This window comes from Prosthecobacter sp., assembly GCF_044227185.1.
Lineage (GTDB): Bacteria > Verrucomicrobiota > Verrucomicrobiia > Verrucomicrobiales > Verrucomicrobiaceae > Prosthecobacter.
On record NZ_JBGAFO010000016.1, the window covers coordinates 1 to 14,239 of the forward strand.

The 14,239-nt window shown below is 62.6% G+C and carries 16 protein-coding genes and 1 tRNA gene; 9 read left to right on the top strand and 8 right to left on the bottom strand.

The genetic code is table 11. The features are described from left to right. Positions 1–182: 182 nt before the first annotated feature. Positions 183–259: transfer RNA gene (locus ACILSQ_RS27890), tRNA-Asp, on the bottom strand. Between the two features lie 76 nt (positions 260–335). Next, positions 336–1,259: a hypothetical protein gene (locus ACILSQ_RS27895; RefSeq protein WP_395746980.1), complete on the bottom strand. Its 924-nt coding sequence runs from the start codon at positions 1,257–1,259 to the stop codon at positions 336–338. Positions 1,260–1,423: 164 nt separating this feature from the next. Here ACILSQ_RS27895 and ACILSQ_RS27900 point away from each other — a divergent pair, with 164 nt between their 5' ends. From ACILSQ_RS27900 to ACILSQ_RS27930, 7 genes are all read left to right on the top strand, one after another. Then, positions 1,424–2,179 carry a pyridoxine 5'-phosphate synthase gene (locus ACILSQ_RS27900; RefSeq protein ID WP_395746981.1) on the top strand — a complete coding sequence of 252 codons (756 nt, stop codon included), beginning with the start codon at positions 1,424–1,426 and terminating at the stop codon, positions 2,177–2,179. An 11-nt stretch (positions 2,180–2,190) separates the two neighbouring features. Further along, entirely contained in the window at positions 2,191–2,562 is a 372-nt protein-coding gene (acpS, locus tag ACILSQ_RS27905; protein ID WP_395746982.1) for a holo-ACP synthase, read from the top strand. A 51-nt stretch (positions 2,563–2,613) separates the two neighbouring features. Next, complete coding sequence (gene coaD, locus ACILSQ_RS27910) at positions 2,614–3,096, top strand: pantetheine-phosphate adenylyltransferase (protein WP_395746983.1); 483 nt, start codon at positions 2,614–2,616, stop codon at positions 3,094–3,096. Between the two features lie 63 nt (positions 3,097–3,159). Continuing rightward, positions 3,160–3,639, top strand: coding sequence for a YceD family protein (locus tag ACILSQ_RS27915; RefSeq protein WP_395746984.1), 480 nt, complete (start codon positions 3,160–3,162; stop codon positions 3,637–3,639). Positions 3,640–3,668: 29 nt separating this feature from the next. Further along, positions 3,669–3,857, top strand: coding sequence for a 50S ribosomal protein L32 (rpmF, locus tag ACILSQ_RS27920; RefSeq protein WP_322278095.1), 189 nt, complete (start codon positions 3,669–3,671; stop codon positions 3,855–3,857). A gap of 409 nt (positions 3,858–4,266) precedes the next feature. Further along, complete coding sequence (eno, locus tag ACILSQ_RS27925) at positions 4,267–5,553, top strand: phosphopyruvate hydratase (RefSeq protein ID WP_395746985.1); 1,287 nt, start codon at positions 4,267–4,269, stop codon at positions 5,551–5,553. Positions 5,554–5,572: 19 nt separating this feature from the next. Beyond that, positions 5,573–5,896 carry a septum formation initiator family protein gene (locus ACILSQ_RS27930; RefSeq protein WP_395746986.1) on the top strand — a complete coding sequence of 108 codons (324 nt, stop codon included), beginning with the start codon at positions 5,573–5,575 and terminating at the stop codon, positions 5,894–5,896. A gap of 244 nt (positions 5,897–6,140) precedes the next feature. Here the strand turns inward: ACILSQ_RS27930 and ACILSQ_RS27935 are convergent, their stop codons facing one another. Together ACILSQ_RS27935 and ACILSQ_RS27940 are read right to left on the bottom strand one after the other, a co-directional pair. After that, positions 6,141–6,380 carry an acyl carrier protein gene (locus ACILSQ_RS27935; protein WP_184337899.1) on the bottom strand — a complete coding sequence of 80 codons (240 nt, stop codon included), beginning with the start codon at positions 6,378–6,380 and terminating at the stop codon, positions 6,141–6,143. Between the two features lie 94 nt (positions 6,381–6,474). Then, entirely contained in the window at positions 6,475–7,215 is a 741-nt protein-coding gene (locus tag ACILSQ_RS27940) for a hypothetical protein (protein WP_395746987.1), read from the bottom strand. Between the two features lie 150 nt (positions 7,216–7,365). Between ACILSQ_RS27940 and ACILSQ_RS27945 the strand changes: the two genes are divergently transcribed. Then, entirely contained in the window at positions 7,366–8,058 is a 693-nt protein-coding gene (locus ACILSQ_RS27945) for a zinc metallopeptidase (protein WP_395746988.1), read from the top strand. 159 nt (positions 8,059–8,217) lie between these two features. Next, complete coding sequence (locus ACILSQ_RS27950; protein WP_395746989.1) at positions 8,218–9,297, top strand: alpha/beta hydrolase family protein; 1,080 nt, start codon at positions 8,218–8,220, stop codon at positions 9,295–9,297. Here ACILSQ_RS27950 and ACILSQ_RS27955 read toward each other — a convergent pair. The 4 genes from ACILSQ_RS27955 to ACILSQ_RS27970 all read right to left on the bottom strand — a co-directional run bounded on the left by ACILSQ_RS27955 (position 9,291) and on the right by ACILSQ_RS27970 (position 14,230). Continuing rightward, entirely contained in the window at positions 9,291–10,508 is a 1,218-nt protein-coding gene (locus tag ACILSQ_RS27955; RefSeq protein ID WP_395746990.1) for a glycosyltransferase family 4 protein, read from the bottom strand. The two genes, ACILSQ_RS27950 and ACILSQ_RS27955, sit on opposite strands and share 7 nt — an antisense overlap. Before the next feature lie 88 nt (positions 10,509–10,596). After that, positions 10,597–12,111: a hypothetical protein gene (locus ACILSQ_RS27960; RefSeq protein ID WP_395746991.1), complete on the bottom strand. Its 1,515-nt coding sequence runs from the start codon at positions 12,109–12,111 to the stop codon at positions 10,597–10,599. 105 nt (positions 12,112–12,216) lie between these two features. Then, positions 12,217–13,446 carry a glycosyltransferase family 4 protein gene (locus tag ACILSQ_RS27965; protein WP_395746992.1) on the bottom strand — a complete coding sequence of 410 codons (1,230 nt, stop codon included), beginning with the start codon at positions 13,444–13,446 and terminating at the stop codon, positions 12,217–12,219. Continuing rightward, on the bottom strand, positions 13,403–14,230 hold the full coding sequence (locus ACILSQ_RS27970; protein ID WP_395746993.1) for a glycosyltransferase family 2 protein: 828 nt from the start codon (positions 14,228–14,230) through the stop codon (positions 13,403–13,405). Before ACILSQ_RS27970 ends, ACILSQ_RS27965 begins: the two co-directional genes overlap by 44 nt. Positions 14,231–14,239 lie beyond the last annotated feature (9 nt).

Sequence of the window (14,239 nt, forward strand, 5' to 3'; positions counted from 1 at the left end):
TGTAGCGTTTTGCTTCTGACTTCCTTCGGACCCAGCCTCGCGGCTGACGCCCTTGTCTTTCGGCTAGCACTTCCCCTTGCCGGGTGTGCGGCGGACTTGAACCGCCAAGTGAGTGCGCCCTGCCGGGCGCACCAAAAAAAGGCCGCCTGCTGAAACGCAAGGCGGCCTGTATGAATCCAAACTGGCGGAGCGGACGGGGCTCGAACCCGCGACCTCCAACGTGACAGGCTGGCGTTCTAACCAACTGAACTACCGCTCCTTTGCCGTTTGGGGGCGCGATATTAAACGCTCCCCTCCGGCTGGCAAACGGAAACTTCAATGCATGACAAATTTCATCACGGCACCTCTTCACCCGATCCGGTGTAGTACCAGCCGGTGACCTTGCCATTCAGAACCAGAGCCTGCGCTTCCACCGGCTGCAGTCCAAAGATGGTCTTCACATTGCACTCCACTCTCACGGCCCACCCCTGCTTGCCCTGAATCATGGCGGGCTGCGGCTCCTGCCAGCGGGTGATGTTCTCCGGCAGAATCTCCGTGACCTGCCCGCGCTTCATGCTCGCGAGCAGCAGGGGGTACGCACCGGCGGCGTCCCGCACGGGCTTGCCGCTGGCATCCGCCTCGCTGCTGGAGGGTGCCGCCTCCGCCACGGGCGCCGCGGCCCTGGCCTGCGCCTTCTTCGCCGCGATGGCCTTGAGCTCCTCCGCCCGCGTGATCTTCCACTTCTCATACACGTCATTCAGCCGCGCCTTCAAATCCGTGCCATCGATGGGAAGCTGCGCACGTGCGGGCGAGGTAACTGTGGGGGCAAGGGTGAGGATGCCATTGTCCGCGCTCAGCGCATAGGCCACGCCTCCGGCCGCGATCTTGCTCGCGCCCACGCTCATTTTAAACATCGCATCCTGCAGCAGCTTCACCTCCCGCGGAAAGGCGGACACCGGGATCTTCAGCCAGTTGCCCGTCAGCGCCTCGATGGGCTCAAACTTCGGCCCAGAGGAGGCAGGCGCGGACGCCGGTGCCGCGGGTGCCACGGGCTTTTCCACCGCCTTGGGCGTGTCCACCACCGCCGGTTTCACAGGCGCGGGCATCTCCTTGACCACCGGCTTTTCCTCCACCACCACCGGCTTCACCGTGGCGGTCTTCGGCTTCACCGGCGGATTGAGACTTTTGAAAACCATTTTCTGTCCCGGAGGCGCCCCGAAGTAGTCATAGGCCAGGAAGGCGCCGGCAAGGATGAGGATCGTGAAGAAGAGTGATTTCATGGGAGGTTGGGGGATGAGGGCTGCGTCACGCACTGTCGCATGATGCAGCGATTGAGTACTTCAATTTCTTGGGCCGGCAGTTACATTTTTCTGTCAAGATTGCGTAAAGAGCCCCGGTGGACGCGATTACTTGCGGTGGCGGACGCCTGCGCTAAATACCGCTCATGCCCCAGCCCAACCTGCTCCTCGGAGTGAACATCGACCACGTCGTGACCTTGCGTCAGGCTCGTTACCGCACCCTGCCAGACTCCCCCAATGCGGAGCCTTCCGTACTGGCGGCCGCCTTGGCTGCGGAGGCCGCAGGGGCTCACTCCATCACCGTGCATCTGCGCGCCGACCGCCGGCACATTCAGGACGCGGACGTGTTTCTCCTGCGCAAAAACATCGGCACCAAGCTGAACCTGGAGATGGGCAACACCCGGGAGATTCTGGAAATCGCCCTGAAGGCCCGCCCGGACTTCGTCTGCATGGTCCCGGAAAACCGCGAAGAAGTCACCACCGAGGGCGGCCTGGACGTGGCCGGCCAGCGCGAGGCCCTGCGCAGCACCGTGAAGGCGCTCAGCGACAACGGCACCCGCGTGAGCATGTTCATCGACCCCGATCTCGATCAGGTGCGCGCCAGCGCTGAGATCGGCGCGGCCATGATCGAGCTGCACACCGGCACCTTTGCCAACCACACCGGCGCCGAACGTGCCGCCGAAGTGGCCCGCCTCCGCGCCGCGGCAGAACTCGGGCAGAGCCTCGGCCTCCAGATCAATGCCGGACATGGCCTCACCACCAAAAACCTCCCCGACCTCTGGCCCGTGCCGCATCTGGCGGAGCTGAACATCGGCCACCACATCGTCTCCCGCGCCGTCTTCATCGGCCTGCAGGAGGCCGTGCGCGAGATGCTCGCCGTCATGGCCACCTACGGCAAGTGATCCCGCCCCGCATGAAGCCCACCGGCATTGGCATCGACCTCGTGGAAGTGTCCCGCATCCGCGACATGCTGGAGCGCCATGGCCAGCGCTTCAAAGAGCGCACCTTCACCGCCGGTGAGATCGCCTACTGCGACGCCTGCGCCGAACCCGCCATGAACTACGCCGCACGTTTTGCCGCCAAGGAAGCCGTGGCCAAGGCCCTGGGCACCGGCATCTGGGCGGAAGGCGTGAACTGGACCGACATCGAAGTGCTGCGCGCCGAAAGCGGCAGGCCCTCCATCGTTCTTCACGGCGCCGCCAAAGAGCACGCCGGAGAGGCCACCTGCCTCGTCAGCCTCACGCACACCCGTGAGCTGGCCATGGCGCAGGTGCTGCTCGCGTGAGCTTTTTCTTTCCACGTCCCACCCCCGCCGCTACAGTTCGGCCATAAACACATGCGACGCGCGATCTACCCCGGCAGCTTCGACCCCATCACCAACGGCCACCTCGACGTACTGCAGCGTGCAGCAGGCATTTTTGACAACCTCATCATCGCCGTCGCCCGTGACAACGCCAAGCAGAGCCTCTTCACCGTGGAGGAGCGCGTGGAGCTCATCCGCAGCGCCGCCGCCGAGATCCCCGGTATCGAGGTCATGCCCTTTGACGGCCTGCTGGTGAATTTCGCCCGCAAGCACCAGGCCTGCGCCCTCGTCCGCGGCCTGCGCGCCGTGTCAGATTTTGAATTCGAGTTCCAGCTCGCCCTCATGAACCGTAAGTTAGAGCCGAACCTCGAAACGCTCTTTCTCATGCCGCGCGAAGAATACACCTACATCAGCAGCCGCCTCGTAAAGGAGATCTGCCGCCTGGGCGGGCACATCGAGCAGTTCGTCCCCCCCAACGTCGTCACCGCCCTGCGCAACAAGCTCCAACTGACCTGAGAGCCTTGCAAAAGCCGCCCCTCAACCCGGAACTTTAAACCTCAAACTTTAAACTCCTTCTTCATGCACCGCCCCTTTTTCATCGACCTCCGTTCCCTGCCGGATGGCGGCAAGGACATCTCCGGCCAGGAGCTGCCCTCTTTCTTTGCCCTCGACCCCACGGACACCATCAAGGCCGTCTCCCCGCTGAAATACGACCTCCACGTGGAGCGTGACGGCGGCGACCTCCTCATCAGCGGCCGTCTGGAGGCCACCTTCAGCCTGGAATGCGGTGCCTGCCTGGAGCGCTTCGAGCAGCGCGTGGAGCTGGACGACTACAGCTCCGAAATCGAGATTGGAAAGGATGACACGATCAACTTGACGGATACGCTCCGGGAAGATACTCTGCTCGCCCTTCCGAGCTACCCACGCTGCGATGCTGGCAATGTCCATCCTCGTCAGTGTCCCGCCGAAGGCAGGTTTGAACCGGCGCTGGAGACAGCGCCTGACGAACCTCAAAGTGCGGGTCCGGGTGTGTGGGAGGCATTGAACAAGCTAAACTAGACCAGAACAGACCCCACCTCGATACTCTCATGGCCAATCCCAAGCGCAGACAATCCAAGAGCCGCCAACGCATGCGTCAAGGCGCAAACCGCTGGAAAGCGCCCACCCTCAAGAGCTGCCCTGAGTGCGGCACCACCGTCCCCGGCCACGTCGCCTGCCCTTCCTGCGGCTACTACCGCGGCCGCCAGGTGATCTCCAAGGTCGCCGGCGAGAGCTGATTCCGTTCTTGTTCAGATCATTTCCAACCCCGCCCGGTTCCACCTGGCGGGGTTTTTTCGTTTTCCTCATCCCATCGGCCTGCAACCAAGATGCCGCGGCGTGAAGAACGGCTCCGCAGATTTCCTTATTCGCCCGTCCGCCTTGAGGCGGTGAAGAAGGGCGGGCCTGCCCATGAGTGCGGATGCCCCTTTATAAGCGCCGGTCAAGGTTTCTGATGTGCCGCAAGGCGGGAGCTGGCTTCCTTTTCCACCCATGCACGCAGCCGCCATGGCTCGCCTCTTGCTGCTTCGTGAAAACCTACCATTTGCGCCCCCGCTTCATCCGTGTATGAAGCCTATCCCCCGGAGATTTCTGGAAACCTTCTTGAAAAACCCGAATTAATTAGCAAAACTTAAATAATCTATCCTCATGGACGAACTCACCATCTCGCGCGTCATCGGACGCGAAATCATCGACTCTCGCGGCAATCCCACTGTTGAAGTGGATGTTTACATCGAAGGCGGTGCCATGGGCCGTGCGGCCGTCCCCTCCGGTGCATCCACCGGCGAGCACGAAGCGCTGGAACTGCGCGACGGCGACAAGAAGCGTTTCCTGGGCAAGGGCGTGCTGAAGGCCGTCGATGCCGTGAACAACGAGCTGGCGGACGCCCTCATCGGCGCTGATGCGCAGGATCAGGTGGGGATCGACAACGCCATGCGGGAAGTGGACGGCACGAAGACGAAGGCCAAGTGCGGCGCGAACGCCATCCTGGGCGTCTCCCTGGCCGTGGCCAAGGCCGCTGCCGCCACCCTGGGCCTGCCCCTTTACAAATACGTCGGCGGCCCGAACGCCAAGGTCCTTCCCGTGCCGATGATGAACATCATCAACGGCGGCGCGCATTCCGATGCCCCGATCGATTTCCAAGAGTTCATGATCATGCCCAAAGGCGCCCCGACTTTCTCTGAGTCGCTGCGTTATGGCGCTGAAGTGTTCCATTCCCTCAAGAAGATCCTGCACGATCTGGGCCTCAGCACCGCCGTGGGTGACGAAGGCGGCTTTGCCCCCACGCTGAAGAGCGCCGACCACGCCCTGGAAGTCATCGCCCAGGCGGTGGACAAGGCCGGCTACAAGCTGGGTGAAGACATCTTCATCGCGCTGGACGTGGCCTCCTCCGAGTTCTTCGACAAGGCCAAGAACAAGTATGTCTTCAAGAAGTCCGACAAGTCCGAGCGCACCGCCGCAGAGCTGGTGGCCTACTACGCCGAGCTCAAGAAGAAGTTCCCCATCATCTCCATCGAAGACGGCTGCGCCGAAAACGACTGGGCAGGCTGGGGCACCATCACGAAGGAACTGGGCGCCACCACGCAGCTCGTGGGCGACGACCTCTTCGTCACCAACGTGGAATTCCTGCAGAAGGGCATCGACCAGAAAGTCGCGAACTCCATCCTCGTGAAGGTGAACCAGATCGGCTCCCTGACCGAAACCCTCGACGCCGTGGATCTGGCCCACCGCCACGGCTACACCGCCGTCATGAGCCACCGCTCCGGCGAAACCGAAGACTACACCATCGCCGACCTCGCCGTGGCCACAAACTGCGGCCAGATCAAGACCGGCTCCATGAGCCGCAGCGACCGTATCGCGAAGTACAACCAGCTTCTGCGCATCGAGCAGGAACTGGGTGAGAACGCGATCTTCGGCGGCCGCATGAAGGTCTAATCCCTCCCCTCATCATCTCATGAACTACCGAGAAGTGCGCGCATCCGAACCCCAGACCCGCTGGGAAGGCTGGGTGCGCGCATTCCTCAAAGTCGGCCGCTTTGTACTGCTGCTCCTCGTCGTCCCCGTGGTGTATGTCCTGTGTGACAACCCCATCGACACGCAGCACGCCATGCGTACCAAGCTGGACCAGCTCAAAGAGCAGCGCGACAAGCTGCAGTCCGACCGCGACAAGCTCCTGCGCCGCATGGAGTGGATCAAGAACGACAATGCCTACCTCGAGATGGCCGCCCGTGACCGCCTGCATCTGCAGAAAGAAGGCGAGTTTGTGCTGAGGTTCTAAAGAGGTCAAGGAATCGTCAAGGAGTCAAGGCGCGCCGCCAAAGGACAATCGTCCTCGTCCTCCTACTCGAACTCAGCTTGCCCTCCTGCCCTTTCTTGTGCTGCCGTTCACGGAGAGACTTGGGGGCCCGCGAGTCGCACACCGAGTGTGCGAACCACTTCGCGCTGGATTCAGCAGCACCCCAACGCAAAAAGCCAGCCGGCGAACCGACTGGCTTTTTTGAAAGCTTTGACTGGCTCCGAGATTACTCGGCGTTTTCTTCCACGTAGCGAACGACGTCGCCCACGGACTGAAGCTTCTCAGCCTCTTCGTCAGGGACGTCGATGCCGAATTCTTCTTCGAAGGCCATCACCAGCTCGACGGTGTCGAGGGAGTCGGCACCGAGATCTTCGATGAACTTGGCTTCGGAAGTGACCTGCTCGGGATTCACGCCAAGCTGTTCAACGATGATGTCTCTGACTTTTTCTGTGATGTTCTCTGCCATAGATGGGGGTTGTTGGGATGGGGCGGAGCTTTAGCGGCTGAGTTTGCTTTGGCAAGGGGAAATTCCCGCCTTTTTCAAACTCAATGAAATGCTGCTATTTCTCTGTTTCCGGGGATACGGATTCAGCGCTCTCTGTTTCGCTGACTTTTTCAATCAATTCCCCGCTAAAACGGGACATCAGGCGGTCCAGCACACGGCCCGCACCGTCAAATTTGAGGTCATCGATCACTGCGCGCTTTTCCCTGCCGCCCTCCGTGCGGTGCCACACATACGCCAGCGCCTGGTGCTCCCACTTGCGCTTGTCCACCCGGCACACGTCCGCATAGCGGATCGTCACTCCCTCAGGCGTGACCCAATGGTCCGCCTCCGCGCGCAGCATCTTGCGCCGGTTGAGCAGGACGACGATGCCCACCACCGCGGCACCAGCAAAGCAGCCGTAGGCATAATAGAACTGCTCGGCGATCTCCCGGTCGCTGTAGAGTTTTGGATCCTCCTCCCAGCCGTTTTGCGCGGCGTAGGTGGCCCAGCGCGGGACATCGCCATCCACGCCGGTGGGCATGCCTTTGGCCCTGGCATCCTCCATCCACTGCTCCAGACGCCCCTCTTTTTTAGCCGCCTCAAAGGAGGGCAGAAACTGCTTCATGAACTGCTCCTTTTTGCGCGCCAGCTCCACCTTCTTCGGGTAGCCCCAGATGCCATCATACAGAAACATGCCGCCGAAAATCAGAAACAGCGCCGCCAGCGGCCCCATGCGCCGGTAATAGTACCAGGGCGCAATGCGGCAGATGATCGGCTCCGAAGCCGGCGGAGGAGAAGTGGGGGCGGCGGTTTCCATGCAGGGGGTGATTCAATCGCAGGCGTGAGGGGAAGCAACACGGGATTTTGTGTGACAAACTACGCGCACTTTTGGAATGTGGCAGCGCTTCCCAAGGTGGCGGCGGAGCGTAATCATTTGGAAACAAAAGTTCCTTCGAACGACACCACCATGTACTTTGACCCCCTCTATCTCCTCCTGCTCTTCGGCACGATGGCGCTTTCCATGTGGGCCTCCTGGCGCGTGAAGAGCGCCTACTCCCGCTACTCTCAGGTACCCGCGCGCTCCGGCTTTTCCGGGGCGCAGATCGCGCAGCGCATCCTGGACCTCAATGGCATCACCGACGTCATCATCCGCCCCATCCGCGGCCAGCTAAGCGACCATTACGATCCCTCCAACAAGCAGCTCATGCTGAGCGAAGAAAACTACTACGGCACCAACGTGGCCGCCCTGGGCGTGGCGGCGCATGAGTGCGGGCACGCCATCCAGCATCAGCAGCTCTATGCCCCGCTGCAGTGGCGCATGGCGGCCGTGGGCATCACCACCATCGCCGGGCAGATCATCCCCATCGCGGGCATGGGCCTGATCTACTTCATGCCCCGCGTCGCCCTGCCCATCCTGGCCGCATGCTTCGGCATTGTGATGCTCTTCCAGCTCATCACCCTGCCGGTGGAGTTTGACGCCACCGCCCGCGCCAAGCGCGTGCTGGCCAGCACCGGCGCCGTGGCCCCCGGCGAGGAAACCGCCGCCATGAGCAAGGTCCTGGACGCCGCCGCCCTGACCTACGTGGCCGCCTTCATCAGCGCCCTGGCCACCTTCCTTTACTACATCATGCTCCTGCTCGGCGGGCGCAGGGATGACTGAGCACCGGCCCAGCCCGGCGCTGCCGCACAAGGTCAGATAGGTCCTCTACGACCTATTTGACCTCCACGGCCTTTTCTCCCCCCCAGGAGCGGTGCGCCAACAACCGAGAACCACACACAACAAACCAAGAACCGGGCCCGACACCGCGTATGCCCTCCCATGCTGCGCCATGTTTTGCTCGCTCTCGCCCTTCCCTCCCTCGTCCTGGCTGAAGAGGTGCCCACGCTCCGTGGACTGAGCCGTACGAACCTCCTCGCATACCACGCCAAGGACGGCACCGTAAAGACCGCCACCACGCCCGCGGAGTGGGAATCCCGCAGAAAAGAGGCGCTGGCGGGCTTTCAGCAGGTGGCCGGTCCCCTGCCCGGCCCGGAGATGCGCTGTGCTCTGGACCCGCAGGTGCTGGAGGAGGCCGACTGCGGCAGCTACGTGCGGCGTCTCATCACCTACACCTCCCAGCCCGGCGGCAAAGTCCCCGCTTATCTCTGCATTCCCAAAACAGCGCTGGCCGGGAAGAAAGCGCCCGCCGTGCTCTGCCTGCACCCCACGGAGAACAAGATCGGCTTCAAAGTCGTGGTCGGTCTCGGCGGCAAGCCGCACCGCCAGTATGCGCAGGAGCTGGCTGAGCGCGGCTTTGTCACGCTTTCCCCCAGCTACCCGCTGCTGGCAGATTACCAGCCGGACCTCAAGGCCCTCCACATGCCCAGCGGCACCATGAAGGCCATCTGGGACAACCTCCGTGGGCTCGACTACCTGGACTCCCTGCCCTACGTGGATCGCAGCCACGGCTACGCGGCGATCGGTCACTCCCTGGGCGGACACAACGCCATCTTCACCGCGGTGTTTGACGACCGCCTCCAGGTCATCGTCTCAAGCTGCGGCTTTGACTCGCTGCTGGACTACAAAGGCGGAAACATCCAGGGCTACGTGCAGGAGCGCTACATGCTGCGCATGGCGGACTACCTTGGCCACCCGCAGGACTGCCCCTGGGACCACTACGAACTCGTCGCCTGCCTGGCCCCGCGCCACGTCTTTGTGAACGCCCCGCTGCGCGACAGCAACTTCGTCTGGCAGAGCGTGGACCGTATCGCAGCCGCAGCTCTGCCCTTGTTCAGGCTCCACCACGCCGAGCCCCGCCTGCAGGTGGCGCACCCCGATTCTGACCACGATTTCCCTGATGCAGAGCGCTATGCCAGCTACGAAGTGATCAAGCGCGTGCTGCAACCGCCTGCTCAGTGACCAGCAGCCGCCTGCTCAATAACCCCCACCAGCTTCGGGCACAGCACCGAGTGGGAAAACTCCGCTCCCAGCTCCCTCGCCGCCGTGTTCACCGGCCGCGGCCCCAGCTCCATCGCCTCGCGAATCTGCTGCACGATGGCCGGCACATCCCCGTTCCGCGCCACGCGGCCATGCGCGGGATCATTCAGCCGCCGCGCCAGGTCGGCGCCGTGGCTTTGATCCGGCCCGATGAAGAGAAACGGAATGCCCAGCGTGAGAATGTTGTAGATCTTGCAGGGGTGCACCATGCCCACAAAGGGATCCCCCATCACCACCAGATGCAGGTCCGCCGCGGAGAGCGAACCCGACAGTTTTTCCATGGGCTGATACGGCAGGCAGGTGATGTTTTTCAGCGCCTGCGCCTGAGCAAAGGCCTGCACTTTTTTGAACTCGCTGCCACCACCCACAAACAGAAAGTGCAGCCGCTCCTCTCCCTTCAACTGCTCCGCCGCCGCCAGCACGGCATCCAGCGGGTGGCAGGGGCTGTGATTGCCCGAATACATCACCACAAATTTGCCGGTGAGCCCATGCTCCGCGCGGAAGGCCTCCCGCGCAGCCACCTCGTACTGGATCGCCTGATCGTGCGACCACGGCGCATCGGTGTGGATCACCTCAGACCGCACGCCCTTGGCCGCGATGCGGTCCGCCATGAAGCGGTCCAGCGCGATGATGCGCGAGGCGCGACGGAAACTCCAGTTCTGGACAAACGTCAGCGCGCGCTCCGCGAGCCCACCCGCCTTCAGCCACCCCGCCGCCACGGCTTCATCGGGATTCAGATCCATCACCCACGGCACCACCGCGCCGCCCTTCAGCCGTGCCATGACCGTGCCAAGCGTGGAAATCAGCGGCGGCGAAGTGAGGCACACCGTGACATCCTGCCGCGGCAGGAAGAGCAGGATGCGCGTGGCATTGGCCCAGAAGATGCCGAAATCCAGCAGCCGCCGCCACTTGGCCTTCTTCCCCAGCCCCGGCGTCCAGATGCGGCGGATGTCAATACCCCGCCACATCTCCCGCACCGGGTAGCGCACATCCGGATCGTCATACCCCCGCGACGCCGCCACCACCGTGACCCGGTGGCCATCTTTGACCAGCTCATCCGCCAGATCCGTGAGATGCTGCGCCGTAGCCACATGATCCGGATGGAAACACTGGTTGAGCAGAAGGATTCTCATGACTTGTCTGCGCCGCCTGCGGGAGACACATCCCGGCTCTTCTGGTCGCAGGTTGAGACGTGCGTTCGCCTGCAAGAATAAGTCCCGGTTACTTGCGCACCTTGCTGAGCACCCACGTGGCAAACCACCAGCCCATCATGGCATAGGAGAACAAGATCACCTCCACCAACGAGCGGTAGCCCACAAAAAGGGTCATGGTCATGTAACCATAAAACATGGGTGCCATGGTCTCAGGTGCAGACCAAAAAAGCGGGCTGGGAAGCCGGGCGAGCCGCCCGTAAAACCAGCCGCCGAGGACGACCGCTATGTAGCCCCAGCTGATCCAGAATTCCCCCACGATAGTGAAGGTTAGAGAGGCCTGGGAGGCCAGCAGCTTTTGCAGCGAGAATCCGGGGTCCTCCGGTTTGTTGGGCCAGATCAGGCGGGGGATGGGCCGGACGAGAATATACAAGAGGAGCTTGTGGTACACATAGTCGAGCTTGTTGGGAATGATCTGCACGGACTGGGCCAGGCGCAGGATGTTGTCATCCACGTGGATGCCAGCCGGACCGGAGCCCATCTTGTAGCCTCGCAGCGAATACATCGCGGCGCGCCCGGCTGTCTCCATGCCGACCTCTCCCATTCCGATGGTTCGCGTGAGAATCATGACCTGCATGAGCCAGACGAGAAGGCCGATGAGAGCGGCCACCACGGTCATCTTGACCAGCTGCACCTTTCGCTGGTCAAGAATCCAGTACAAAAGAGCGGCGCCGAGGCAAACGCCGACAATGCGGCGGGAGCCTCCCTGCGCCAGGAAGAGCAGGAAGGTGGCGGCCAGCAGCATGGTGAGAACCGTGGTGGGGTGAAACCAAGACCGGCGCCGGGCCATCACGACGGCCAGCGTGGGCAGGAGATAGCCGAAATAGGACAAATGGTCGATGAAGGCATCCACCCCCCCCAGAGCGCCACGCCCCCATGGCACAGCCCAGCGGGAATTGAACACGCTGCCAAACATGAGGGCCAGGTTAAACTTGCATGGAATGGCAAATCGCAGCATGGCCAGGGTGAAGCACAGCAGGATGATGGGCATGAGGTGATCGCTGCTGAGACGGAATTTGCACACGTTCAGCAGCCCTTTGGGAAGGTCCCACGGGCGCCCCATGGTGCCCCACCAGTACGCGCAGGTGCACAATGAAATAATGCCGAAGGCCTTTGCCGCACCGGCATGATTGACGAATTCCATCTCATAACTGCCGGTCACCATGTCCAGCATCAGCCAGTAGGCCGGGGCCATGCCAATGATATTTTCCGTGCGGAGGATGTAGCGCAGATTGATGGTGGCGGCTGCAAGGGGCGCCACCGCAAAACCAGCGATCATTGCAAGCGCAGAAGAACGCAGCGCACCCGGGGTCTGCACATTCTCAGGCATCAGCCCCATGGCCAGCGCGAAGGCGATGAGATTGCTGATGATGCCAAGTCCGGGAAAGAAAGTTTGGACCTCCTGCTGGCCCGCTTGGGCTGCGCCGTAGGCGCGCCGCGTGCCGCCCATGCTGACGCTGTAGGGGATGCGCGCAGGCCTGCCCGCGGGGCCTGGCCGTGCAGGGGAAGTGGAAGAGGGATTCATGTGCCGATGCGAAAGGCGTGTGGGATTCTACCGCGAAACAGAAAAAGAAACATCGACAAGTTGGAGCGTGCGAGTGTTGGGAAAAACAACATAAAAATCGGCGCCTCAGCGCGAAGAATGCGTTGCAGCCAGCAACGTCTCGATGCGCTGGCTGATCAGCGTCTCAAACGAGCGCCAGGTCCACTCCTGCACTCTGCGCCGCCCGGCCCGGCCCATCTCCGCCAGCGCCGTCGGCTGGCTCAGGCCCCATTCGAGGGCGGAGGCCAGTGCGTCATTATCCTGGGCCGCAAAGAGGCGGGCCTGTTCGTCAGTCACGAACCCCGCCGCACCGCTGTGCAGGCTGGCCAGCACGGGCGTGCCGCAGCTCAGCGCCTCCTGAATGACGAGGGCAAACCCCTCCGCCAGCGCGGGCAGCACCAGGGCGTCTGCCTTCAGATAGATGTCCCGCAGATCCTCACGCGGCAGGCGCGGCCGGTGCTCATACAGGCCGGCGTAATCCTGCAGGAAGGAGGCGCTCAGGTGCATTTCCCCCACCAGCAGCAGCTTGTGGGTTTTATAGGCGCCTAGCTGCTTCCAAACCTGCAGGAGACGGTGGGCCCCTTTGCGCGCGGAGATGTTGCCCACAAAGACCACCGTTTTGGAAGAGGCTTCGGCGCGCGGCGCGTCCAGCCAGGTCGTTTCACTTCCAAAAGGCGTCACCGAAATCCTGGCCCCATCCACACCGGCATCCAAAAGGGTCTGTCTCACAAACTGGGAGGGGCACAGGATCACGTCTGCCAGGGCGATTTCCTCCAGCTTGTAACGCAGGCGCCGCGGCTGGAATTCAAAGGGGTCAAAGGTGGACCGGCACACGCCGGGATACTGCGCCCCCTCGCTCTGCAGGATGCGGTACAGCGTCTCATGGTGCACGGTGGGCAGGTGGTACACACAGGAGGCCCCCATGCGGCTGGCTCTGCGAAACACATGCCGGCAGCCAAATTCACGGCCGATGACGATGCGCGTCTCCGGCGACACCTGCCGCTCCGCGTGGCGGTCCACCCGCTCAAAAAAGGCGTCATGTGCCAGGATCACGGACTGATGCACTCCCAGCATCATCTCCAGGCTGCGGCGCATGTCCGGCCAAAAGTGGCGCTCCACCCAGCGGCGGCGCAGGCGCACGGGTTCTCGGCGCAGGCCGCGGCGCAGCGCGGGAATCATGCGCAGCAGCCCATGCTCGAGCGGGGTGGGTATCCAGCTCGTGACCAGGGAGCCGGGCTGTCCGGCTTTATCCAGGGCGTATTCGATGTGGTGTTCATCCACCGGCATGACCGGTGCGACGTGAAGAATTTTGGGCATTCGGGGGGGGGGATTTCATGCGTGTGATTCGAAGCTCCAGCAAGCGTAAGGACAGCATCAGCTCTGCCAGCATCCGTTGAAAGGCGTAGAACAGCCCGGCACGGCCGTCCAGAATGAGCCTCTTCCCCAGCAGTGTGTAGCCCGGCACCAGCAGCGGCGCGCACCACACCCACCGGCGGATTCTGTCCGCCTTGTTCAATTCCTGCGGCATCGCTGCGATCAGTTTTTGGGCTTCTGCGTCCGCGTATTTGAGCTGCGCCACAAACCAGCGCGAGAGCGGTTTGCGGTCGTCGTGCAGGATTTTGGCGTGCAGCCTGCGGCATTCCCCAGAGATGCTCACGCGATGCCCATGGCCATCATCGCGATAGGTGCCTGAGGCTCGGCGGTAGAGAACCGTGCGCGGCGGGTAGAGCGAGGCGCGCAGCGGCCGGCCGTACACGCAGTAGACGAACTGTGCAGTCAGCCCCATGACCTCCGGCCCCGGCTGCAGCGCGGTCACTTCGGAAATCCACGCATCCGTGAGCACGTAGTCGGCATCCAAAGAGAGCACCCACTCCGTGCGCACCTGCTCCAGCCCGAAATTGCACTGGCGGGCAAAGGTGTCGAAGGGCCGCTCCAACACTCGCACCTGCGGAAATTCGCGCACGATGTCCAACGTCGCGTCCGTGCTGCCACTGTCGATGATCACGATGTCCCGCGCCCATGCGAGGCGCTGGAGGGTGCGCCGCAGGTTGGGCTCTTCATTGAAGACAATGATCAGTGGAGTGATGTGCGTCAGGTCCATCCGCGTCGC

Excerpts from the sequence above, each read along its gene's own strand:
- ACILSQ_RS27935 (WP_184337899.1), bottom strand. The coding sequence starts at position 6,380 with ATGGCAGAGAACATCACAGAAAAAGTCAGAGACATCATCGTTGAACAG.
- ACILSQ_RS27955 (WP_395746990.1), bottom strand. The coding sequence starts at position 10,508 with ATGAGAATCCTTCTGCTCAACCAGTGTTTCCATCCGGATCATGTGGCT.
- ACILSQ_RS27895 (WP_395746980.1), bottom strand. The coding sequence starts at position 1,259 with ATGAAATCACTCTTCTTCACGATCCTCATCCTTGCCGGCGCCTTCCTG.
- eno (WP_395746985.1), top strand. The coding sequence starts at position 4,267 with ATGGACGAACTCACCATCTCGCGCGTCATCGGACGCGAAATCATCGAC.
- rpmF (WP_322278095.1), top strand. The coding sequence starts at position 3,669 with ATGGCCAATCCCAAGCGCAGACAATCCAAGAGCCGCCAACGCATGCGT.
- ACILSQ_RS27945 (WP_395746988.1), top strand. The coding sequence starts at position 7,366 with ATGTACTTTGACCCCCTCTATCTCCTCCTGCTCTTCGGCACGATGGCG.
- ACILSQ_RS27970 (WP_395746993.1), bottom strand. The coding sequence starts at position 14,230 with ATGGACCTGACGCACATCACTCCACTGATCATTGTCTTCAATGAAGAG.
- ACILSQ_RS27940 (WP_395746987.1), bottom strand. The coding sequence starts at position 7,215 with ATGGAAACCGCCGCCCCCACTTCTCCTCCGCCGGCTTCGGAGCCGATC.
- ACILSQ_RS27915 (WP_395746984.1), top strand. The coding sequence starts at position 3,160 with ATGCACCGCCCCTTTTTCATCGACCTCCGTTCCCTGCCGGATGGCGGC.
- ACILSQ_RS27960 (WP_395746991.1), bottom strand. The coding sequence starts at position 12,111 with ATGAATCCCTCTTCCACTTCCCCTGCACGGCCAGGCCCCGCGGGCAGG.
- ACILSQ_RS27950 (WP_395746989.1), top strand. The coding sequence starts at position 8,218 with ATGCTGCGCCATGTTTTGCTCGCTCTCGCCCTTCCCTCCCTCGTCCTG.
- acpS (WP_395746982.1), top strand. The coding sequence starts at position 2,191 with ATGAAGCCCACCGGCATTGGCATCGACCTCGTGGAAGTGTCCCGCATC.
- ACILSQ_RS27900 (WP_395746981.1), top strand. The coding sequence starts at position 1,424 with ATGCCCCAGCCCAACCTGCTCCTCGGAGTGAACATCGACCACGTCGTG.
- coaD (WP_395746983.1), top strand. The coding sequence starts at position 2,614 with ATGCGACGCGCGATCTACCCCGGCAGCTTCGACCCCATCACCAACGGC.
- ACILSQ_RS27965 (WP_395746992.1), bottom strand. The coding sequence starts at position 13,446 with ATGCCCAAAATTCTTCACGTCGCACCGGTCATGCCGGTGGATGAACAC.
- ACILSQ_RS27930 (WP_395746986.1), top strand. The coding sequence starts at position 5,573 with ATGAACTACCGAGAAGTGCGCGCATCCGAACCCCAGACCCGCTGGGAA.